This is a genomic window from Streptomyces odontotermitis (assembly GCF_050510915.1).
In the GTDB taxonomy this organism is placed as follows: Bacteria; Actinomycetota; Actinomycetes; order Streptomycetales; family Streptomycetaceae; genus Streptomyces.
This window is the reverse complement of sequence record NZ_JBNJLS010000002.1, coordinates 919,136-938,148: the sequence shown is the minus strand read 5'-3', so window position 1 is coordinate 938,148 and position 19,013 is coordinate 919,136. Positions and strand designations below refer to the sequence as shown.

The 19,013-nt window shown below is 70.5% G+C and carries 20 protein-coding genes; 9 read left to right on the top strand and 11 right to left on the bottom strand.

All coding sequences use genetic code 11. The features are described 5' to 3' along the window. Positions 1–986 precede the first annotated feature (986 nt). Together ACQB60_RS10375 and ACQB60_RS10370 are read left to right on the top strand one after the other, a co-directional pair. The gene (locus ACQB60_RS10375; protein WP_496925666.1) at positions 987–2,054 is read left to right on the top strand and encodes an AAA family ATPase; all 1,068 of its coding nucleotides are present in this window, start codon (positions 987–989) and stop codon (positions 2,052–2,054) included. A gap of 116 nt (positions 2,055–2,170) precedes the next feature. Continuing rightward, positions 2,171–4,021 (top strand): vWA domain-containing protein, encoded by a 1,851-nt coding sequence (locus ACQB60_RS10370; protein ID WP_496925556.1) that lies wholly within the window; start codon positions 2,171–2,173, stop codon positions 4,019–4,021. A 60-nt stretch (positions 4,022–4,081) separates the two neighbouring features. On the opposite strand, the gene ACQB60_RS10365 is transcribed toward ACQB60_RS10370, so the two are convergent. After that, positions 4,082–4,411, bottom strand: a complete 330-nt coding sequence (locus ACQB60_RS10365) for a hypothetical protein (protein WP_496925555.1) — start codon at positions 4,409–4,411, stop codon at positions 4,082–4,084. Between the two features lie 262 nt (positions 4,412–4,673). Here ACQB60_RS10365 and ACQB60_RS10360 point away from each other — a divergent pair, with 262 nt between their 5' ends. After that, positions 4,674–5,033: a hypothetical protein gene (locus ACQB60_RS10360; RefSeq protein WP_496925554.1), complete on the top strand. Its 360-nt coding sequence runs from the start codon at positions 4,674–4,676 to the stop codon at positions 5,031–5,033. Here ACQB60_RS10360 and ACQB60_RS10355 read toward each other — a convergent pair. Both ACQB60_RS10355 and ACQB60_RS10350 read right to left on the bottom strand, forming a co-directional pair. Further along, the gene (locus tag ACQB60_RS10355; protein ID WP_496925665.1) at positions 5,002–5,577 is read right to left on the bottom strand and encodes a GNAT family N-acetyltransferase; all 576 of its coding nucleotides are present in this window, start codon (positions 5,575–5,577) and stop codon (positions 5,002–5,004) included. The genes ACQB60_RS10360 and ACQB60_RS10355 overlap by 32 nt on opposite strands. Positions 5,578–5,651: 74 nt before the next feature. Further along, positions 5,652–6,338, bottom strand: a complete 687-nt coding sequence (locus ACQB60_RS10350; RefSeq protein ID WP_496925553.1) for a hypothetical protein — start codon at positions 6,336–6,338, stop codon at positions 5,652–5,654. Between the two features lie 155 nt (positions 6,339–6,493). On the opposite strand from ACQB60_RS10350, the gene ACQB60_RS10345 reads away from it, so the two are divergent. Both ACQB60_RS10345 and ACQB60_RS10340 read left to right on the top strand, forming a co-directional pair. Next, positions 6,494–7,309, top strand: a complete 816-nt coding sequence (locus tag ACQB60_RS10345) for an alpha/beta fold hydrolase (RefSeq protein WP_496925552.1) — start codon at positions 6,494–6,496, stop codon at positions 7,307–7,309. A gap of 165 nt (positions 7,310–7,474) precedes the next feature. Continuing rightward, entirely contained in the window at positions 7,475–8,176 is a 702-nt protein-coding gene (locus tag ACQB60_RS10340; protein ID WP_496925551.1) for a DUF4232 domain-containing protein, read from the top strand. Positions 8,177–8,242: 66 nt separating this feature from the next. Here the strand turns inward: ACQB60_RS10340 and ACQB60_RS10335 are convergent, their stop codons facing one another. Beyond that, positions 8,243–9,151: a LysR family transcriptional regulator gene (locus tag ACQB60_RS10335; RefSeq protein ID WP_496925550.1), complete on the bottom strand. Its 909-nt coding sequence runs from the start codon at positions 9,149–9,151 to the stop codon at positions 8,243–8,245. Between the two features lie 232 nt (positions 9,152–9,383). On the opposite strand from ACQB60_RS10335, the gene ACQB60_RS10330 reads away from it, so the two are divergent. Beyond that, positions 9,384–9,800 carry a hypothetical protein gene (locus ACQB60_RS10330; RefSeq protein WP_496925549.1) on the top strand — a complete coding sequence of 139 codons (417 nt, stop codon included), beginning with the start codon at positions 9,384–9,386 and terminating at the stop codon, positions 9,798–9,800. A gap of 268 nt (positions 9,801–10,068) precedes the next feature. Here ACQB60_RS10330 and ACQB60_RS10325 read toward each other — a convergent pair whose 3' ends face one another. Further along, the gene (locus ACQB60_RS10325) at positions 10,069–10,665 is read right to left on the bottom strand and encodes a TetR/AcrR family transcriptional regulator (protein ID WP_496925548.1); all 597 of its coding nucleotides are present in this window, start codon (positions 10,663–10,665) and stop codon (positions 10,069–10,071) included. A 144-nt stretch (positions 10,666–10,809) separates the two neighbouring features. Here ACQB60_RS10325 and ACQB60_RS10320 point away from each other — a divergent pair, with 144 nt between their 5' ends. The 3 genes from ACQB60_RS10320 to ACQB60_RS10310 all read left to right on the top strand — a co-directional run bounded on the left by ACQB60_RS10320 (position 10,810) and on the right by ACQB60_RS10310 (position 13,131). Further along, positions 10,810–11,235 (top strand): RidA family protein, encoded by a 426-nt coding sequence (locus ACQB60_RS10320; protein ID WP_496925547.1) that lies wholly within the window; start codon positions 10,810–10,812, stop codon positions 11,233–11,235. Beyond that, positions 11,232–12,464, top strand: coding sequence for an alkene reductase (locus ACQB60_RS10315; protein WP_496925546.1), 1,233 nt, complete (start codon positions 11,232–11,234; stop codon positions 12,462–12,464). The genes ACQB60_RS10320 and ACQB60_RS10315 overlap by 4 nt, the downstream gene beginning before the upstream one ends. A 172-nt stretch (positions 12,465–12,636) precedes the next feature. Beyond that, a complete protein-coding gene (locus tag ACQB60_RS10310; protein ID WP_496925545.1) occupies positions 12,637–13,131 on the top strand; it encodes a hypothetical protein in 495 nt (164 codons plus the stop codon). A 43-nt stretch (positions 13,132–13,174) separates the two neighbouring features. Here ACQB60_RS10310 and ACQB60_RS10305 read toward each other — a convergent pair whose 3' ends face one another. The 6 genes from ACQB60_RS10305 to ACQB60_RS10280 form a co-directional block, all read right to left on the bottom strand. Further along, a complete protein-coding gene (locus ACQB60_RS10305; RefSeq protein ID WP_496925544.1) occupies positions 13,175–13,903 on the bottom strand; it encodes a DUF2625 domain-containing protein in 729 nt (242 codons plus the stop codon). A 99-nt stretch (positions 13,904–14,002) separates the two neighbouring features. After that, positions 14,003–14,803: a phosphotransferase gene (locus ACQB60_RS10300; RefSeq protein ID WP_496925543.1), complete on the bottom strand. Its 801-nt coding sequence runs from the start codon at positions 14,801–14,803 to the stop codon at positions 14,003–14,005. A gap of 226 nt (positions 14,804–15,029) precedes the next feature. After that, the gene (locus ACQB60_RS10295) at positions 15,030–15,725 is read right to left on the bottom strand and encodes a helix-turn-helix domain-containing protein (protein ID WP_496925542.1); all 696 of its coding nucleotides are present in this window, start codon (positions 15,723–15,725) and stop codon (positions 15,030–15,032) included. A gap of 377 nt (positions 15,726–16,102) precedes the next feature. Then, positions 16,103–17,065: an extensin gene (locus tag ACQB60_RS10290; RefSeq protein WP_496925541.1), complete on the bottom strand. Its 963-nt coding sequence runs from the start codon at positions 17,063–17,065 to the stop codon at positions 16,103–16,105. Further along, on the bottom strand, positions 17,062–18,018 hold the full coding sequence (locus ACQB60_RS10285; protein WP_496925540.1) for a C40 family peptidase: 957 nt from the start codon (positions 18,016–18,018) through the stop codon (positions 17,062–17,064). Before ACQB60_RS10285 ends, ACQB60_RS10290 begins: the two co-directional genes overlap by 4 nt. Further along, positions 18,015–19,013, bottom strand: coding sequence for a replication-relaxation family protein (locus ACQB60_RS10280; RefSeq protein ID WP_496925539.1), 999 nt, complete (start codon positions 19,011–19,013; stop codon positions 18,015–18,017). The genes ACQB60_RS10285 and ACQB60_RS10280 overlap by 4 nt, the downstream gene beginning before the upstream one ends.

The window sequence follows — 19,013 nt, the reverse complement described above, 5'->3', positions numbered from 1 at the left end:
TCCTGGTGGCTCGGGTGGCGGTTGCCCCGTCGTATCGGGCGTCGAATCCCCCGTCGTACCGGGGTACGTCCTTGGATGCGACACCCCCACCGCAGCGAAATCGCAGGTCACTTGCTCAGCGGGCCATCGATGGGCGAGGGCGACTGTATATCGGTACAGCAAAGCAACCCGATCTACTGACACCCGCGCCCGGCCCTCCGTGCGATCCGCACCGCTGCCTCGCGGTGCCGGGGCACTGTCCGGTGGCTCTCGCATTCCTGTCTATCCCCCCTCCCTCCCCCTCTCATCTCTCTCCGTCCCCTTACCCGATCCCGAACGGCCCTGCGACTGAAGGACGGCGGACGGGCCAACAGGGCGCGACGGGCCGGGTGGATGTTCGTGCGTGCACTCGAATCGGTGGGCCGCTGCCCGGCCGCGTTCCTGCGAATCCGTCGTGCGCGGCGTGCGCCGCGACGCCTTGCGTCGTAGCCCCGCGCATTCCCCTGAATTTCCGTCGTGGATTTACGAGAACTCCAGCATTATCAAGCCAGAATACGGCTTCAGTCGTGGTGCAGGTCGAGCTATATTTGAATTGTTCCCGGAAAGGTCGGGAAATCTGAAAGCCCTGAAAATTCGGGGTTGATCAGGTCAGTGAGAATCCCCTTTCGTCCGTGACGCGATGCGCCATGCCCCGGGACCCTCACCGGGATGGTGAGCCACGGGCACTACCAACACGCTGCACCAACCCCCGCCTTCCTCCCCGGCATTGACCCGCCGCATCGATGCCCCCTGCCCGAAAGGCCCGCGCGATGACCGGTCCCGCACACTCCTCGACCCCCACTTCAACTCCCGCCCCGGTCTCGCCAAAGCACTCGGCCACCGCACCGCTGCCAGTGGCCTCGGATCCCGTGAGCGGGAAAGCCCGCCCCGGGGAGCTGCGGGCCTGGGTCGCGGCGATCCTGGCCGCGAACGAGAGCCGCAGCTACAGCGTCAGCGAACTCGCCAAGATGCTGGGGCATTCGGGCGGGGCGGTCGGCAACGCGTGCCAGACCCTCGTCGAGCGGGGCGAGGCGGAGCGGCTCGGTTCCAAGCCCCGTATGTACCGGGCGACCCCGTCCACCAAGGCCGCGGCCTGCGCCCCCGTACCCGCGCCGCGTGCCGCACCGCCGGATGATCCGCCGGGCGTGGCCACGAAGACCACGAAAGCCCCGAAGGCCGTGGGGGCAGCGGTCGACAAGCCAACTGCCGCTGCCCCTGCCGGAGCGGCGGGCGGCCGTCGCCCCGGCCCGATCACCCGCCCCAACGGCCAGCTCTACCACCCCCGATCACTCGCGAGCCTGCCGGACGTGGAGGCGCTGCGGCGCCTGCGCGAGGCGAACGTGGCGGTGTTGCTGTACGGGCCGCCGGGCACGGGCAAGACCTCGCTGATCGAGGCGGCCTTCCCGGACCTGATCACCGTGGCCGGGGACGGGGACACGATGACCTCGGATCTGGTGGGGGAGTACACCCAACGGGACGGCGGGGGCTACGAGTTCATCTACGGGCCGCTGGTGACCGCCATGCGCGAAGGGCGGGCCCTGCTCCTGGACGACGCCACCCTGATCTCCCCCAAGGTGCTGGCCGCTCTGTATCCCGCGATGGACGGCCGCCGTCAGATCCAGGTCAAGGCCCACAAGGGCGAGGTCATCACCGCCGAGGACGGCTTCTACGTGATCGCCGGACACAACCCCGGCGTCCATGGCGCGGTCCTCACCGAAGCGTTGGCCTCGCGGTTCAGCATGCAGATCCAGGTGGGCTCCGACTACGACCTGGCCGCCGCCTTGAAGATCAACCGGTCGGCGGTGCGGATCGCCCGCAACCTCGCCACCCGCCAGCAGTCTGGTGAGGTCGGCTGGGCACCCCAACTCCGCGAACTGATCGCCTTCCAGAAGATCTCCGACGTCCTCGGAGCGGAGGCGGCCTTCGCCAACCTCGTCGGCATCGCGCCCCTGGAAGACCGGGACACCGTCGCCGAGATCGTCACCAGCGCGACCGGCCTGAACGTCAGCGCCCTGGCCCTCGGTCGCCAACTCTGAGGCCACGGCCCGGGGCGCCCCCGCCTCCCCGCCTTCGCGCCCTGGGCCCGCACCCGCACTCGCCTCCCCGCCACCGCCCCTCAACTGCCCTACCCCCGTGAAGGGAACGAACTGCCATGCGCGCCTGCCCCCACGTACTGCCGACCGCACCCGACGACGAACGAGACCTGGCCCGCTGGGAGGACGACGGAGCCCCGCTCTGGCAAGGCCCGCCCGGACGCCACGAGGCGCACTGGGCCCGGATCGCCGCCGCCCTGGCCGCCCGCCTGCCCGAGCTCGCCGACCGCGACGACATCGTGGTCACCTGCGAGACCTCCACCCGCTCCGGCGCCCCCGCCGCCTTCTTCCCCGCACTGGCCCAACTGGAGATCCAGCGCCGCCTGTTCCGGCCCCACCACCCCTCGGCCATCGACCCGGCCAAGGCGGGAGACGAGGAGAACTACCCGGTGGCCTGGGGCGCTTTCACCCACGAGGCCGCACACGCCGCCCACACCCACTGGAACATCCCGCCCGAACTGCGCGGCACCGCGCTGGACGAGGCAGCCCAGGTGCTGGAGGAATCCCGCGCCGAATACGCCCACCTGGCGCGCCGCCCCGCCGACCGCCGCTATCTGCGCTCGTGCGTACGCGAGATCGTCTTCGACACCATCACAGCGGATGCCGATGCCGATGCCCCCACCGGCGCCTGGCAGGCAGGCATCGCGGCCGCGCTGATCCTGGCCCGCCGGGACGCCGGGATCCTGGACGCGGCGGAAACCGCCCCGCTGAGCGACGTCGTCGAGGGCGTACTCGGCACCGACACCCTCGACCGCCTCACACGGATCTGGCAGGCCGCCCACACCACCGCCGACGACGACCAGCAGACCATGCTGGACCACGCCCGCGCATGGTGCACCACCCTGGACGTGAGTCCCGAGCAGCCTGAACCTGCCCTGGCCTGCGGGAAGTTCAGCAGCGAAGTAAGTGACCGACACGGCACGGGCGGCATGGCCCCGGCAGTAACGGCCGGACACCTGGCCGCCGCACTCGACGAAGTCACCTCGTCAGTCACCGAGCAAGAAGCAGCCGAACGGCGAGCCCGCGAACATACCGCCGCGGCCCGCGCCGCACGAGAGACGGAACGGGCAGCGGTACGGCGCGCGCACAAGACCGCCGACCAGGTCTTCGCGCCCGGCGCCCGCCCGTATGCCGTCGGCGGGCGAGGCCGGGCCCGCACCCCGATCACCGGGAAGCGCCCGCCCACCCGGGCTGAGAAGACGGCGGCCGGACAACTCGCCCGCGCACTCAAGGCGGCCGCCTATCGTGAATCCGCCGCGACGCGCACCGCCTCGCCCGTGCCGCCCGGGCGCCTCAACATGCGCCAAGCACTGGCCCGCGACGCCCAACTCGCAGCCGGAGCCACCCAGACCGCCACCCCCTTCACCCGCACCACCCACCGCGCCGTACCCAACCCGCCCCTCCGCGTAGGCATCGCCGTCGACGTCTCCGGATCCATGTACGAGGCCACAGGCCCGATCGCCTCGGCCGCCTGGATCCTTTCGCGGGCCACCGCCCTGACCGACCCCGACTCGGCCAGCGCCACCGTCGCCTTCGACGAGGCCGTCACCGCCATCACCACACCCCACCGCGCGCCCACCCAGGTCGCCACCTTCACGGCGCGCGGCAACTACGAGGCCCTCACCGAGGCCATCGACGCCCTGACCGGTGGCCTCGCCCTCAACACCCCTGGCGCGGGGCGCCTGTTGGTGATCGCCTCCGACGGCTGCCTGCCCGCCCGCCAGGCCCGTACCGCCGCCGACCGCATCCAGTCCCTCCGCACGGCGGGATGTCCGGTGCTGTGGCTCGCGTTCACCGCCCTCACCTTCCCGCTGCCGGGCACCACCGTGATCCGCCTCAAGGACCCCACCCAGGCCGCGCCCGTGATCGCCAAGGCCGCCACCGCAGCCCTCGCCGCAACCCGTCCCTGACCCCGCCTGCGCGCCGCCCCGGCCACGAGCCGGTGAGGCCCTCGGCTCGCGTGCGGTGAGTCAGTCGGATTGGACGAAGCCGTCCGACCGGTCCAGGTGGAAGGGAGAGCCGGGCTTCTCGGGGACCCAGCCGTTGATGCGTGCGGTGCGGATGCTGTCGGCGACCACGGAAGGAACAATCGAACTCGCCGACTCGATCAGCCAGTTGCTCGGATGAGGCTGGTTGGTGGTGACCACCAGGACGCTGCCGGGTGAGTCCGTGAGCTCGACCGCGTAGGTGAGCGGGGACCACACCAGGGCCTGGCCGTAGGTCGGCCTACCGCGGACCCTCCAGCGGTAGGAGGCACCGTCGACCGTAATGCGGCGAGACCCCTTCTTCACCAATGCCATCGTCACGTCCTTTCCTGGATTCCTGGATTCCCGGGATGTTGGCCCAGGACACGCCTTGTGCAGGACATGCATGATCCCAGCTGGCGCAGTTCAGTCGTAGACCGGCCTCCGTCCGGGAAACCGGTGCCGCCGCGGCTGCCGGGCCGGAATCGGCGGGGCTATCCGATCCCACAGGTCATCGGGCACGAGATCGATGTTCACGCCGGAAGCGTGCCGGAACAAAGTGTTTGAGGAGGGCGAATCGGTCCGGCACACTCGCCCGATGAACCACAGCACGGCGTCGGGCACCTGGGACGGACCTTGGTATCGCGTCCACACGGAGAACTTCCAGGCCGCATTCCTTCCGGATGCCGACGAGGACTTGGAGTCCGTGGACAACGTCGACGTCTTCGTGGACCTCAAGGACGGCTCCCGGTGGAGCGCGACCATCATCACCCTCGCCCAGGTCGAGACCCTCATGAAGCGATGGGCTGCCAGCGGTGAAGCCCTCTCGGGCCGTTACTTCTGGTGCTGGGACGGGCTCATCGTCCGCGATGCCGGAATCAGCAACATGACCCAGGTCCTCGCCGGTCTGATCGAGAACGGCGAGTTCACACAGATCCTTCAACGCCTGGATGACTGACGGCCGTCCGGCCTGTGACGTACTGCTCCGACGACATCTCGAACACCCGCACCCGCCGACCGCCGGTGGGACTGACGGTCTCACGGACCGGATGCATCCCCAGTTTGGTCATGATCCGCTCGGAGGCGTCATTGCCCACTTGAGCGATGCTGACGATCCGCTCCAGCCCCCGCTCATCGAACCCGAACCGCACGGCGGCCGCAGCGGCCTCGGTGGCCAAGCCCTGCCCCCAGTGGGAACGGCCCAGCCGCCAGCCGACCTCGACCGCCGGGAGCACCTCCGGCAGGAAGTGGGGCACCGCAAGGCCGGTGAACCCGGCCAGCTCGCCGGTGGACCGGATCTCCACGGCGAACAGACCGAAGCCCTCTGACTCCCATTCGCTCTCCCACGCCTGGATCCCGGCACGGGTCTGCTCTTCGTCACGGACACTGCCGTCACGGATCCACCGCATGACCTCGGGGTCGGCATTGACGGCAGCCATGGGCGCGATGTCTTCCTCGCGCCAGCGACGCAGGATCAAACGGGGAGTCTCAAGCGTGACCATCACATCAGTCTGGATCACGCATAGGCGCTCCGTCATCCTCACCAGGCACTTTCGATACACCTGGCACCTGACACCTAGCGCTTGGGCCTGCCGCGTGCAGGCCAGATCTGGATCAGGTAGCTCTCGAAGGGATCCGCGTCATTGTTCTGGACTCCGTCGGGATGGGCGCTCCGGTGACGGGCGTGCACGCGTACGCGGTACTTGCCGGGGCCCTTGTGGGTGTAGTTCTCCTCGTCGGCGGCCGGTCCGTTGAGGCAGGTGTCGAGATACGCCTCTCCGGTCGTGGACTTGAAGTCGGTGACCACGACGTCGTCCCACGGGCCCGGGTCCTGGCCCGGGTCCCAGCCGGCCGGGTGGTGGCCTTGTGGACGGTGGCCGGGGCCGGTGTGGCGTCCGGTGTCGCGTCCCTTTGCGTGCAGGCGCAGTCGGTAGGTTCCCGGGCCGTACGAGGCGAGGTTGAGGGGGAGGGACTCGTCGTTGGCGGAGAGGAACGCCTTGCCGTCGGTGGAGGTGAACGGGACGTCGACCACCTCGTCCCAGCCGTCCGTCACCAGCGGTGGCGGGGCATCGAAGACGGCCGCCTCGACCGCGACGTGGCCGCGGGCGATGCCTGTGTGGATGTGCGCAAAGTCGTCGGTCGTCGCGATGAGCCCATTGGTGACGTCGTCGATTCCGGTCCCGCCGGAGATCCCGTCGCTGTCCTCTCCGGAGGGATCGAAACAGTCGATGGTCAGGGTGTTGTCTTCGGCGTACGGAACCATGGAGTGGGACGACGCGCTGCCCCGTCGACTGCGTGCTGACCCGGACATGAGCCATGGCGCGCCCCCGAACAACCAGCACGACTACCTGGCAGGTAATCGCCCCGCTGCTCCGACCCTGGCACCTTCATCTGCACAAGCCAACGGGAGGAAACGCGATGTTCTTCGAGACCCACGACGGCACCCGCCTCGCTTACGAGGACTATGGCCAGGGCGAGCCCATCGTCTTCGTCTCCGGCGCCATGCTGAACGCGGACATGTGGGAGTACCAGATCCCCTATTTCGCCGAGCGCGGCTACCGCTGCATAGCCTTCGACCGCCGCGGCCACGGCCGTTCCGACCGCCCCTCGTCCGGCTACGACATGGACTCCACCGCCGACGACCTCGCCGCCCTGCTCACGCACCTGGACCTGACCGGCGTCACCCTCGTCGGCCACTCTCTCGGCGGCGCGGAAGTCGCCCGCTACCTGCACCGGCACGGCGCCGAGCGGGTGGCCCGCGTGGTGCTTCTCGCTGCCGTGCTGCCGTTCCTCAAGCAGACCGACGACAACCCGGCGGGCATCCCGGAGGCCGCCTTCGACGCGATGGCCGCCGATGTCCGCGCCGACCGGCCGACGTGGATGTCCCGCCAGATACAGGCGTACTTCGCCACCCACCTCGGCAACCCGGTGTCCCCCGGCCAGGCCCAACTCACCCTCGACCAGTGCCTGTCCGCCTCCGCATGGGCGACGCTGCAGTGCCAGCGCGCCGTCTTCCACACCGACAACCGCGACGCCGTGCGGGCCATCGCAGTGCCCGCGCTGGTGTTGCACGGTGGCGCGGACTTCTCGGCCCCGGCGGACGTCACGGGGAGGAAGACGGCGGAGCTGCTGCCCGGATGCACGTACAAGGAGTACCCGACGGCGGGGCACGGCCTTTATGTCAGCCACCACGGGGAAATCAACGCCGACATCCTGGAGTTCATCAAGAGCTGAGCTGAGCTGAGCTGAGGTGAGGCGAGGTGAGGTGAGCGAACTGAGGTCAGTTCGCCTGTGACAGAACGAAGACGTCGCGGGCGATCTCCTGTGACTCGGTGCGGGATACAAATGCTTTCGACCGCAACGACCAACCGCACCGCACCAGTTCCGGGGGGAACACCCATGAAGCTCACCCGCACCGCCGCGCTCGCCGCCCTCGGCCTCGCTGCCACCCTCTCCCTGACCGCCTGCAACGGCGACGACACCGCGCAGGGTTCGTCCGCCGACAAGGGCTCTTCCTCGTCCTCGTCGTCCGGTGGCGGCGCGCAGTCGGACGGCGGGTCGAAGCAGCAGGACGGTGCGAAGCCGGAGGGCGGCTCGGGTTCCGGCGGGGCGCAGGCGGACGACGGGAAGGCGGGTTCCGGCAAGGGCGCCGATGCCGGTGCGGCCGCCAGCGGCGCGGGCAAGAGCGGCGGCAAGCTCCCCCTATGCAAGACCGCCGACCTGGCCATCGACGCCGCCGACGCCGCGCCCGACGAGACCTCCGGCCGCATCAACATCACCATGATCAACCGGGGTTCGGCCACCTGCTCGGCCACCGGCTTCGCGGGCGTCGACATCAAGGACGAGGACCACACCTCCAGCCCCATCGAGCGAGGCCAAGCCCAGCCCCGCGTCACCACCCTCAAGCCCGGCGACGCCGCTGTCTTCAACCTCGCCTACGACATCGACAGCAGCGGCAACAGCCTCGCCTCCCCCACCAACATCGAAGTGACGCCCCCCAACGAGACCCACTCCGTCACCCTCAACTGGCCCGAGAACGCAGGCGCCATCAAGGGCGCCTACACCGACGTCCAGGTCTACCCCACCCACACCACCGAGTAAGAGCGGTGCACGCGGGCAGCCCTGCCAGCGACGCTTGCGCTTGGCACGACCGTTCGCGGCAGGTGCTCAGCGCAGGGGGCGAGTGTCCGGCGGGCTCCCGCTCTGGGAACGCGTGAGGTGGTGGATCAGGGCTGTGGCCGCCGGGTTGCGGGGGCTCGGTCCGCGCCCCGTGAGCACGACCGTCCGTCCGGGCTCGGGCTGACGGATCCGTACGCACGGCAGTCCCGCGTCCTCACCGATGCGCCGGGGCACGAACGCGACCCCGATGCCGGCCCGGACCAGGGCCACGAGCATGCCGATCTGCGTCACATCGCACGTGATGCGACGCTCCAGCCCACAGTGCGCGGCCAGCCTGCGCACCGCGGTCTCCAGGCCCGTCCCCGCGCGGAAGTCGATGAAGGACTCCTGCGCCAGATCCCGGATCAGGGTGCGACCCGCGCGTGCGAGACGGTGTCCGGGCGCCGTGATGAGCACCAACTCCTCGTGCCAGGAGGCGAATTCCACCAAGCCGTCGGGGAGCGCGGCGGCATCGGGGGCGAGGTAGGCGAGGTCCAGTTCGCCGGCGCGCAACCTCTCGTAGAGATCATCGACCGGGGCGTCGCGCACCGATACCTGGATGCCCGGCCAACGCTGGTGGAACAACGCCAACTCCGCGGGCAGGTCCACGCAGGTGAGGGTCTGGATCGTCCCGATGGACACGCGCCCGGTGGCCAGACCCGAGACCGCCGCCACCGCCTCCCGCGCCGCGTCGGCCCCCGCGAGCAGTGACCTGGCCTGTGGCAGCAGCGCCCGTCCAGCCTCCGTGAGCACCACGCGACGGCCGGTGCGGTCGAACAAGACCGCCCCCAACTCGCGCTCCAGATTACGGATGGACGTGCTGAGCGCTGACTGCACGATGAGTTCCGACCGGGCGGCGGCCGTGAACGTGCCCTCGGTGACGACCGCCACGAAGTGACGGAGCTGGCGCATCTCCATCCATCGACTCTATCGATGACAGACAGCGAAACGATCTGTTGGACCGGCTGGAGCGGATCGCTGGATCCTGCTGGGCATGGATCACGTACCCGCTTTGTGGACCGCTGCCTACGCTCCCCGGCGGCCCGCCCCGCTGCGCGCCGCAGCCCGCCAACTCGTCCGCCTGCGCTGCTTCTTGCGCGACCTTGCCCTGGCGGATCACACACCGTTCGGGGGGTACTAGGGTCACACCATGGGGGAAGTGGCGCAGGTCTCGCTCAGCGACGAGAAGGGCGCGGAACCTGAACTCCGGCCCTGGTGGCGGCGCTTGGCGCCTGTGTGGGTGAACCTGCTCCTGGGAGTGCCCGCCCTGGTGCCGTTGCACTCGGCGCGGCTGCTGCTCACCGAGTACCGCTCGTGCGCCTTCGACAGCTCGGGATTCGGGCAGACCGACTGCGGCGGCAGTGACGTCATCGAAGGGGCGGGATGGGCAAGGCTGGGCGCAGTCACTCTCGGCGGGCTCGGGCTGGTGCTGGTCCTCTTGATTGACGTGCTGGTGCCTGCTGCGAGAAGGCGCCGGATCCGGCCGTGGCTGCTGGGGGCGTTCCTCGTCCCCGTTCCCTATCTCGGCACGCTCGCTGTCCTCGGCGTACTCGCCGTGCGCGGCTGAGCCCTGAGGGATCGTTGATCACTGCTGGCCGGAACCGCGAAGAGCGGGCGTGAGGTGATCGAGGCCGCGGACGAGTGAGGTGTCACGGCGGGCGGCGGGAAGGAAGAGGACGCCGCCGCCTGGCCGTCCCGCAGGTCCGTACCCGCACCAGCCCCTGAAGGTACTTCGCCCCGCCGCACAGCCGCGGGGCGAAGCAGCCAGACCCGGATCGGCAGCCAGACCCGGATCGGCCGACAGCATTCTCAACGAGCGGACGGGCGCCGGTCGTTCACCTCGCGTCCTGCCGGGGCCGCAGGCCGAGCAGGACGTCCTGGACGAGATCGGCGCTGCGCCTGACTGCGTCGTCGCCGAAGCCCAGGAAGTGCCGGTAGTGGATCGGTGCGTAGAAGAGGTCGACCATCACGTCGGTGGGCACGTCGGAGCGGAGCTGCCCGGCGGCGACGGCGGAATCCAGGCGGGCCCGGCATTCCGCGATGCTGGGTTCGAGGACCGTTTCGCGGAACGCCTTCATCAGCGCGGGGTCGTTCTGGGCCTCGCCCATGACGCCCTTGAATGCCTTGCTGAACCTGCCGGTGATCAGCCGCTGGCTCACCGCGGTGATCTGGGTCGTGAGGTCGGCGGCGATGTCACCGGTGTCGGGGAAGGCGAAGTCGTCGCCGAGTTCCTCGTTCATCGCCTCCAGCACCACCGCGCCCTTGGAGCCCCACCAACGGTAGATCGTGGGCTTGCCCACGCCGGCCTGGGCGGCGATGCCCTCGATGGTCACCTTCGCGAAGCCCTTGCGTTGCACCAGGTCGAACGCCGCGTCGAGGATCGCCCGGCGGGCGCGCTCGCTGCGCCGTTCACTGTTCGGGTCGGGGGTCATGGCCTCACCCTACCGTTCGCGTGACGTTACGTTTCGTTTTGACAGGGTGCTCGGGATGATCTAGCTTCCGGTGACGTTACGGAACGTTTCGTAACGCCACCGTGTGGGGGCTGACGCCGGCCCCCGCCGAGACAGGGGAGAGGCATGTCCAGCAACGAGAGCGCGACCACCGTGGCACGCGTCGAGAAGATCGCGACCACGCCGGACTGGTACGCGCCGTACCGGATATCGCAGGCCGTCCGGGCCGGAGGCTTCGTGTACGTGTCAGGGCAGGCGGGCTTCGAGGGGGACGGGACGACCGTCGAGGGCGGGTTCCTGGCGCAGGGGCGGCAGGCGTTCAGGAACGTCGGACGGGTGCTGGAGGCGGCCGGCCTGGCCTTCGCGGACGTGGTCAAGGTCGGCATCTTCGTACGGGACATGGCGACGAACCTTCCGCACGTGATCACGCTGCGCGGCGAGTTCCTGGCCGAGCCCTACCCCGCAGACACCCTCGTCGAGGTCGTCTCACTTGCCCAGCCCGACTGGCAGATCGAGGTCGAGGTCATCGCGCTGGACCGGAGCGCCGCATGAGCGCCGGGGCCGTGACGGGAGGGACGCGGGACGCGGAGATGCCGAAAGCGCCGAAGGCGTCGAGAGTGCTGCAAGAGCTGCAAGAGCTGCAAGAGCTGCAAGAGCTGGAAGAACTGGAAGAGGGCGTGGGAATGCGGGAGTTGCTGGAGCCGTACCGGGCGGGCCGCCTTGACCTGGCGAACCGGGTGGCGATGGCCCCGATGACGCGTGGCCGGGCCGACGACGTGACGGGGGTGCCGAGCCCGCACGCGCCGACGTACTACCGGCAGCGCGCCGGAGCCGGGCTGCTGATCACGGAGGGCGTGTACGTCAACGCGCTCGCCAAGGGCGGCCCCGGAATCCCGGGCCTGGTGACCGACGCGCAGGCGCGTGGCTGGCGCGAGGTGACGGACGCGGTGCACGCCGAGGGCGGCACCATCTTCGCCCAGCTGTGGCACGTGGGCCGGATGACCCACCCACTGACACTGCCGGACGGCGAGCTGCCGGTGGCCCCGTCGGCCGTCGCCATCGAGGGGAAGCAGATCTTCACCCGGGACGGGCTGCTCGACCACGTGACCCCGCGCGAGCTGACGGTCGGTGAAATCGCCCAGACAGTACGGGACTTCGCGTCCGCAGCCCGGCGTGCGATCGAAGCGGGCTTCGACGGCGTGGAGATCCACGGCGCGAACGGCTACCTCATCCAGCAGTTCATCGCCGACAACACCAACCTGCGCACGGACGAGTACGGGGGCTCGGTCACCGCCCGACTGCGGTTCGCGACCGAGGTCGTCGAGGCGGTCGTCACCGAGGTCGGCGCGGACCGCGTGGGCCTGCGCATCTCGCCGGACAACGCCGAGAACCAGCTCGCCGAGGCCGACGCACGCACCACGTACCGTGCGCTGGTCGACGCACTGGACCCGCTGGGCCTGGCCTATCTGCACGTACTGGAGAACGGCGCCTACGGAGCCATCGCGGACCTGCGGACGCGCTGGTCGGGAACGCTCGTCGCCAACACGAACGGCCCGGCACCGAGCAGCCCCGGCGCGGGGGCGCGGCTGGTGCGGGACGGGCACGCGGACGTGATCGCCATCGGCCGCCTGTTCATGACGAACCCGGACCTGCCCGCCCGCCTTGCCACCGGCACCCCGCTCGCGGGGCCGCCGACGGAGAACTTGTACGGGGGAGGGGCGGAGGGGTACATCGACTACCCGGCCGCGACGGACGCCCCCAAGGCCCCGACAGCCGCATAAGTCGCCCGGGTGCCGGGCCGAATGGTCAGGGGGCGGGCTCCGCCGGGAGTCCGCCCCCTGACCATTGCCCGGTTACGCTGCTGCACTGCCTTCCGGCTCCGGGCAGCGAACCTTGCGTGCGGAACTCTGCGGAACTCTTAGGAAGAGTCGGGGAGATGGAAGAATCAGGGAGATGACGGCGTCCGATTCCTTCGAAGGGCATAGCCCTCTCGGCCTGATCCTGATCATCCTGGCCGCGCTCGTCGTCGTGCCCACCCTCGCCGTGTACGGCTTCTCGACCCTGGCCCGGCAGGGCATCAGGCACTCGGGCATGAGGGTCGTCCTCCGCGGATTCGCCGCGCTCGCCGCCGGTGCGGCAGCCGCCGTGTACGCGTGGGGCGTCGTGCAGCTTGCTGTGATGGTTGGGCCCGAGCAGCGCAATGCGTGTTACGACGCGGTAGGGGCAACGCGAGCCGCCTCCATCGACCACTACGAGGGCAGCTACATCCCGTTGCGGCTTGACTGCCATGTCCCGGGCGAGGGCACCTACTCCGCTGATGTCATCCCTGGCTACGTCAACCCCGGCGCCCTCGGCTTCGTGCTGGCCGCCGCCGTGCTTGCCGTGTCGTCCGGCCTCGTGCCGGAGCAACGGACCGCAGGCAACTCCGAGACGGCGACCTCTGCTTGAACGATCCGCCCGTGTTGCGCCCACGGCGCTTGAGTGAGCCGGTTCACGCGGCTCCGAGGAATCCCGGGTCGGCGCCGTCGAGTTGAAGGCACGAGTCGCGGCTCAGGCTCAGGAGTTCTGCCATGGGTACGGCGCGACGGCTGGTCGCCTGCAGATCCTGGCGGGCCTCGGCCGACCACAACGGTGGGTGGAAGGAGAGCCCCTGCCGGCCTGTCAGTGCGGAGACCTCGTTGCGCCAGCCGCTCCAGCGCAGGTTTCCGTAGAACTCCTCGAGTCCTCTGGAGAGAATCCAGGACAGCCATGCCGAGTGGCCGGCGCCCAGGGCCTCCCAGCGAAGGGTGTCGGGTGCGAAGTAGAGGACCTCGCCCGGCTCGCCGGGCCGACCGGCCTCGCGGGGGTCGCCTCCATTGAGGGAGAAGACCCCGCCCAGCACATCGTGTGCGAGCACGAGCCCCGCCCCTGGATTCCATCCCGGGGCGAACGCCGTGGGCATCGCGTTGACCTCGGCCAGGCTGCGCAGCACTGTCGGTGCGGCGTCACCGGGGCTTCCGAAGATCCTGAGCCACCCGTTGTCCACGAGCAGACCGCCGCAGTTCAGCACCGTGCCGCCCAGGTTCGATCGGGCGGAGACCTGTAGTTGGAGCAGGGTGGCGCGGCCTCTCCCGGCGTCGGCGGGCAGCACCTCAACTGGTACGTCGCTGCCGGACAGTTCCTGAAGGAGGAGCGGCCAGGCGGGATCGTCGACGTTGGTCAGCTCATTGATCTCGCGCATTCCTGCATCGTCGCAGCTATCTCCTGAGGCTCACTCCGCAGGGGGGGGCAGCCGGGCCTCGATTCGGCGTTCGGCGTTCAGCGATCGAGATGCGCTCTCTCAGCCGGACGGGTGCCAGAAGGAGGCGGGCAGGGCCTCGACTTCGAGGGCGGCCTGGTCCAGTTCTACGGCCACCGGCTCCAGCGCCGTGTAGATGGGATCGCCGCCGGCGGCCATGCGGCGGATGACGCTCGCGTTGGTACGGGCCCGTGTGGCCACCACCGTTGCGAACGCCGAGCGGTCGCCTTCGTATCCGTAGGCGTCGAGAAACCGATGCAGGCGCGGGGAACGGTCCTCGTACGCCGTGAATCCGGTTCGCTCGGCGAAGCTGCGCGCATGCAGCGGAACCCACGTCAACGCCATGAAGGCCAGGTCGAACTCACGGGTGGAGGGTCCCGCGGTGTCCCAGTCGAAGAAGCCCGCCAGGCTGCCGTCACGCCACACCGCGTTCCAGGGAGCGGCGTCGTGGTGCCCGATGACGAGCCCGGGCCGCCAGCTCTGCCCGGCCAGCCAGCGCGCGTCCGACGGCGGGACAAAGGACTGCGTCGCGTCATGCAGCCGCCGGGCCCACCTCGCCACGGCCTCCAGCGTGGTCGGCGCATACACCCAGGCAGGCCAGGGGAGTTCCTCGCCCACGGTCTCGCCGTCGAGGTGCGTCAAGACCTCATGCTCTTGCTCTTGCCCGTGCTCTTGGCGCTTGTCCATGCCCCGGACCCGGGGCACACCGCCCATGCCCGCTGCCTCCAGATGACGCAGCACCGCGTGGACCGCCGGCGTCCACGGCTGCGCAGGCCGGTGGACCGTGTCACCACGCCGTACCGCTCCCACCGTCCTGCCGCCGGGCAAACGCTGTTCGTCCATGGCCCGGTTCTATCGCAGCCGGGCCGCTCGGGCAGCTGAATTCCCGGTCGTGGCACGGCCGTCGGGCTCGTGGCCGGTCTTGCCGTGCACCGGCACCTCGATTCCCGGCATGCTTTCCGGCGTGCGGCGACGCCTCCCCGGCTCAGGGCCATCCCTCTCGACCGTCGTGGCGGTGGCCGGGCGCGCCGCTGATGCGGTGCGCCCGGCCCGGGGGATGGCTGTTGCCCTACTTGTTGTCGTTCACTCCGCTCCCGGCCAGTCGGAACGTGCGGGGCCGGGCGGTGACTTGCTCGGCGATGCCCTGCTTGACGAGGACCACCAGGGCGTTGGCGATAGCACCCGAAGACTTCTCGATCACGCGGCTGATCTTCGTGGCGGTGAGTGCCTCGCCGGGATGCGCCCGGAGGTAGTCGCTGACCATCTTCCGGAGTGTTCCGGGGGCGAGGCGGTGCTTCCTGACGGGCAGCGCGATCACCGTGGGCGGCGGTGGGGTGGTGGCCTGGTCGGCCTCGTCGGTGGGGGTGTCCGGCGCCGTGTTCGTGGAGGGTTGGGCCTCGGTGCCGCCCGTCTTGTCGGTGGGGCTGGGGCTGGGCCTGGGGGTCGGGCTGGGGCTGGTGGGGGCGGGGTGCCAGTGGTCGGGGGTGCGGATGGCACCCCTGTGGCCGCCGGGTTCGCGGATGGCCAGGCCGTGTTGTTCGAGGGCGGCCAGGGCTTTGCCGGTGGTGGAGCGGCCCAGGCCCGCTGCGAGGGCGAGTTCGGCGGCGGTGACGCCGGGCGTGGTGAGCAGTGCGGTGTAGATGGCGGCGGGGGTGCCGGTCAGGCCGGTGAGCGGTTGGGGCTCGGGGACAGGGCGCAGGGGCGAGGGAGTGTCGGCGGGAGGGGTCGGGGTCGTGGGGGTAGTGGGGGTTGTGGCGTTGGACATGGGGGACCTCGTTTCCGGGTGGTGCGGTGCGGTGGGTGAGTTGAGGTCCCCGGCCGGGGTGCTAGCCCGTTGGATGCGGGCTGCGGGGTGTTCCCGGGCGCGTGCGCGGCGCGGTGTATCCCGAGTGAACGGGGCCGTGGCGCGGGCGAGTTCACGGGGCTTGGGGTTCGCTCGGGCGGTTGGCCACGACCATGGACGCTCTGCTCCTTGAGGAAGTCAAGCTGTCGGGGTGCTCCCGGAGTGGATCGGTCGGCGTGATCGGCGTACACGCCGACCGATCGAGGGGGCGTACGTCGATCTGGTTCGTCCGGCACGGGCAGCTCGGGGGTGAGCGCGGGTCTGAGCGGTCGGTTCGGGGTGGTCGATCGGTGGGCGACTCAGACGATCGGGTTGTGCGGGGGTGGGTCGGGGCGGTGGGTGGGGAGGTGGTCGTGGATCTGGCGGGCGCGGCGTGGGCCGATGTGGAGATCGGTGCGCAGGCGCCAGATCGTCGCGGGTTTCCCGGTGGTGGTGAGCGAGTGGTCGTTGAGGGCGATGGCGCGTGCCCATAGGGCGGCGTCTGTCGCGTCGACGGCGGGCGGTGGCCGTCCTGGTGCCTGGGGCGGGAGTGGGGGCGTGTCGCGGCCCGTGTGGGCCGCGGACGGGGCTGCGTTGGAGGCGGTGTGCGGGTCGGAGAGGGTGGTGGAGGCGGGTAGAGGGGTGGATGCCCCTGGTTGTGGCGGGGTGTGGGGTGGATCGGTCGGTGCTGGGCCCGGTTTGCTGTGGTCGTCCGTCGATCGGTCGCCGAGCGGTGTGAGCGGTGTGAGCGGCGCGGGCGAGGTGGTCGGATCCGGGGGATCCGGGTCGTCGATCTGGTTGAGGAGTTCTGTGACCGTGCGGCGGTAGGCGGCGATCGTCTCGGTGAGGGCGATCAGGAGCAGAGCCGGGGTCAGGTGGAGCAGTACCGCTGCCGGATCGGCCCGGTGCGGCCAGCCGATCCGGTCGTCGGGCCAGAGCGATTCCCAGGTGTTCATCAGGGCCGCGACCGATCCGGCGCACCAGCGCAGCGCGGTCGACCAGATCGGTGGGTGCAGGCCCCAGGAGGCGAGGCGGGCGTCGACGTACAGGACGCCGCCGAGCGCGATGGCGAGCATCGGGTCCAGGAGGATCGCGATGGGGAGGGGGACCTGGTGGGTGGTGGCGAAGCGGGTGACGTTGACCGTGGTGAAGATCAGGGCGAGGAGGCCGACCGCGCACAGCACCCGGGTCATGGCCGTGAGGAGGGTGATGGCCTCGCGGGCGGCGATCACCTTGGGTGTGGCGGCGGCCTTGGAGGTGGCGAGCGGTTGTGGGCGGTTCACCGGGCGCCGCGTGTGGGAGTCGCGGGGCGGGTGGCGCCCTGGTAGTTGGGAGAGCTGGTGCCTGCCGGACCCTCGCGGACGACGGCTCCGGGGTGGGGTGCGTCGATCGCGCGGTGATGGCCGGTGTAGATCGCGACGTGGGTGATGTGGGTGGGCGCGGTGCCGAAGAAGAGGAGGTCGCCGGGAGCGAGTGGGGTGGTGCGGAGGAGGTGGGGGCCTGCGTCGTACTGGGCCTGGGCCGTGCGGGGGATGGTGATGTGCGCGGCGTGGTAGGCGGCCCGGGTGAGGCCCGAGCAGTCGAAGCCGCCCTCGGCGGGGCCGTCGCCGCCCCATACGTAGGGGGTGCCGAGTTGGGCCCGGGCGAAGGCAACCGCTGTGGCTGCCGCACTTGTTGGGGCGGGGGCCGTGGCCGCCGTGGCGTATGTGGCTGCGGTTTTGAGGACCTTGTTCACGTACCAGTCCGCGTGGTTGTACGCGAAGATCGCGCGCCTCAGGTCGCGGCCACCACGGGCGCCGTTGGCGCACAGCAGCCGGGCGGCGGCGAAGACGGCGTCGACCGGGTCCCAGGGGGTGGGCGGTGCCTTGCCGCCGGGCGGGACCGGGCGTGCGTATGCCTTGAAGGTGGACGGGAGGAACTGCATGGGGCCCACCGCGCCTGCGGAGGAGACCATCGTGGGGTGGCGGGCGTGGTCGGTCTCGACCTTGCCGATGGCGGCGAGGATCGTCCAGGACAGGCCGGGGCACTCGGGGGCCGCGCGCCGGTAGAGGGCGAGCATCTTCGGGGGGATGTCGGCGAGGGCCTTCGCGCTGGGGGACGCCGCTGTTGCGGTGTCGTCCGTGCCGGTGGGGAGGAGGCTGGTGAGGAGGACTGCTGCCGTGAGTGCCGCCAGGAAGGGGAGAGCGAGGATCGCGCAGCCCGCGCCTATGCCCGCCTTGAGCGCGAGGGAGCTCACGAGGTGGGGCCGGGCGGCGTGGTGGCGGTCGGTGGCAGGGGTGGGACGGGCAGGGTGAGGGCGGTGTCGGCGTCGGTCGGGTCCAGGCCCGCGGCCGGGGTGAGCGTGGGCCAGGCGGTGGCGAGGTGGGCCAGGGTGGTGCGGTGGGCGCCGGGATCGAGGGGCGTCCACCAGGGGCCCCAGGGGTGGGTGGTCGTGAAGTCGGCCGAGGACGTGGCCACTTGGAGGTTCAGTTCGCGGACAGCCGTGGTGATGCGGCGGCGCAGGGTCTGGTCGCGGGACTGGGTGCGGGTGTGGATGAGGAGGGCGGGGCGGGTGCCGGTGGAGGTGATGAAAGCGGCGTAGCGGGGGAGTTTCGCCTCTACGCGGGTGATGGGCTGGCTTCCCGTCTCGTACTCCAGGAAGAACGGCAGGAGTTGGGCGCCCTCGCGGTAATGGGCGTAGGCGTCGGGGCGGATGAAGTCGCCCCAGCGCCGAGCGCAGGAGCGTTCGGAGAGCCAGAGGGGGAGGTGGGCGGCGGGGTGGGTGCGGGTGCGGGCGGCGAGGAGGGTGATGAGTTCGTTGACGCCCACGTCGTGGCCGAGTGAGGGCGAGTAGGCGATACGGCCCGTGTGGGTGGGGCGCCAGCCCAGGTCGGCGGGGGTGAGTCCCGCGTAGGCGGCTAGGAGGGCGGCACCCGCGGGGCCGATCGTGTAGTGCTCGGGAGTGGAGCCGGTGGTGGTCAGGGGGCGGAAGGAGTCGAGGACGGCGTACTGGTGGAGGTCGCGCAGCCGGCGTTGGGTGGAGCGGTGTGAGGGGTAGGCGAGGCGGGCGATCTGGTGGGTGGTCAGGACGCGGTGTTCGTGGAGCATGCGGGTCAGCCACAGGTCGCGGGCGGTGAGGCGGTGGGCGAGCGCGGCCACGTCCAGGCGCCGGAGCGGACGGGGGCGGGTGGTGGCGGCGCGCGCGGTGTAGTGGGAGCCGGGTCCGTGGGCGGGGCGGGGGAGTTGGGACAT

Coding starts and splice junctions, on each gene's coding strand:
- ACQB60_RS10375 (WP_496925666.1), top strand. CDS start 987: ATGCTGGGGCATTCGGGCGGGGCGGTCGGCAACGCGTGCCAGACCCTC.
- ACQB60_RS10370 (WP_496925556.1), top strand. CDS start 2,171: ATGCGCGCCTGCCCCCACGTACTGCCGACCGCACCCGACGACGAACGA.
- ACQB60_RS10365 (WP_496925555.1), bottom strand. CDS start 4,411: ATGGCATTGGTGAAGAAGGGGTCTCGCCGCATTACGGTCGACGGTGCC.
- ACQB60_RS10360 (WP_496925554.1), top strand. CDS start 4,674: ATGAACCACAGCACGGCGTCGGGCACCTGGGACGGACCTTGGTATCGC.
- ACQB60_RS10355 (WP_496925665.1), bottom strand. CDS start 5,577: ATGGTCACGCTTGAGACTCCCCGTTTGATCCTGCGTCGCTGGCGCGAG.
- ACQB60_RS10350 (WP_496925553.1), bottom strand. CDS start 6,338: ATGGTTCCGTACGCCGAAGACAACACCCTGACCATCGACTGTTTCGAT.
- ACQB60_RS10345 (WP_496925552.1), top strand. CDS start 6,494: ATGTTCTTCGAGACCCACGACGGCACCCGCCTCGCTTACGAGGACTAT.
- ACQB60_RS10340 (WP_496925551.1), top strand. CDS start 7,475: ATGAAGCTCACCCGCACCGCCGCGCTCGCCGCCCTCGGCCTCGCTGCC.
- ACQB60_RS10335 (WP_496925550.1), bottom strand. CDS start 9,151: ATGGAGATGCGCCAGCTCCGTCACTTCGTGGCGGTCGTCACCGAGGGC.
- ACQB60_RS10330 (WP_496925549.1), top strand. CDS start 9,384: ATGGGGGAAGTGGCGCAGGTCTCGCTCAGCGACGAGAAGGGCGCGGAA.
- ACQB60_RS10325 (WP_496925548.1), bottom strand. CDS start 10,665: ATGACCCCCGACCCGAACAGTGAACGGCGCAGCGAGCGCGCCCGCCGG.
- ACQB60_RS10320 (WP_496925547.1), top strand. CDS start 10,810: ATGTCCAGCAACGAGAGCGCGACCACCGTGGCACGCGTCGAGAAGATC.
- ACQB60_RS10315 (WP_496925546.1), top strand. CDS start 11,232: ATGAGCGCCGGGGCCGTGACGGGAGGGACGCGGGACGCGGAGATGCCG.
- ACQB60_RS10310 (WP_496925545.1), top strand. CDS start 12,637: ATGACGGCGTCCGATTCCTTCGAAGGGCATAGCCCTCTCGGCCTGATC.
- ACQB60_RS10305 (WP_496925544.1), bottom strand. CDS start 13,903: ATGCGCGAGATCAATGAGCTGACCAACGTCGACGATCCCGCCTGGCCG.
- ACQB60_RS10300 (WP_496925543.1), bottom strand. CDS start 14,803: ATGGACGAACAGCGTTTGCCCGGCGGCAGGACGGTGGGAGCGGTACGG.
- ACQB60_RS10295 (WP_496925542.1), bottom strand. CDS start 15,725: ATGTCCAACGCCACAACCCCCACTACCCCCACGACCCCGACCCCTCCC.
- ACQB60_RS10280 (WP_496925539.1), bottom strand. CDS start 19,013: ATGTCCCAACTCCCCCGCCCCGCCCACGGACCCGGCTCCCACTACACC.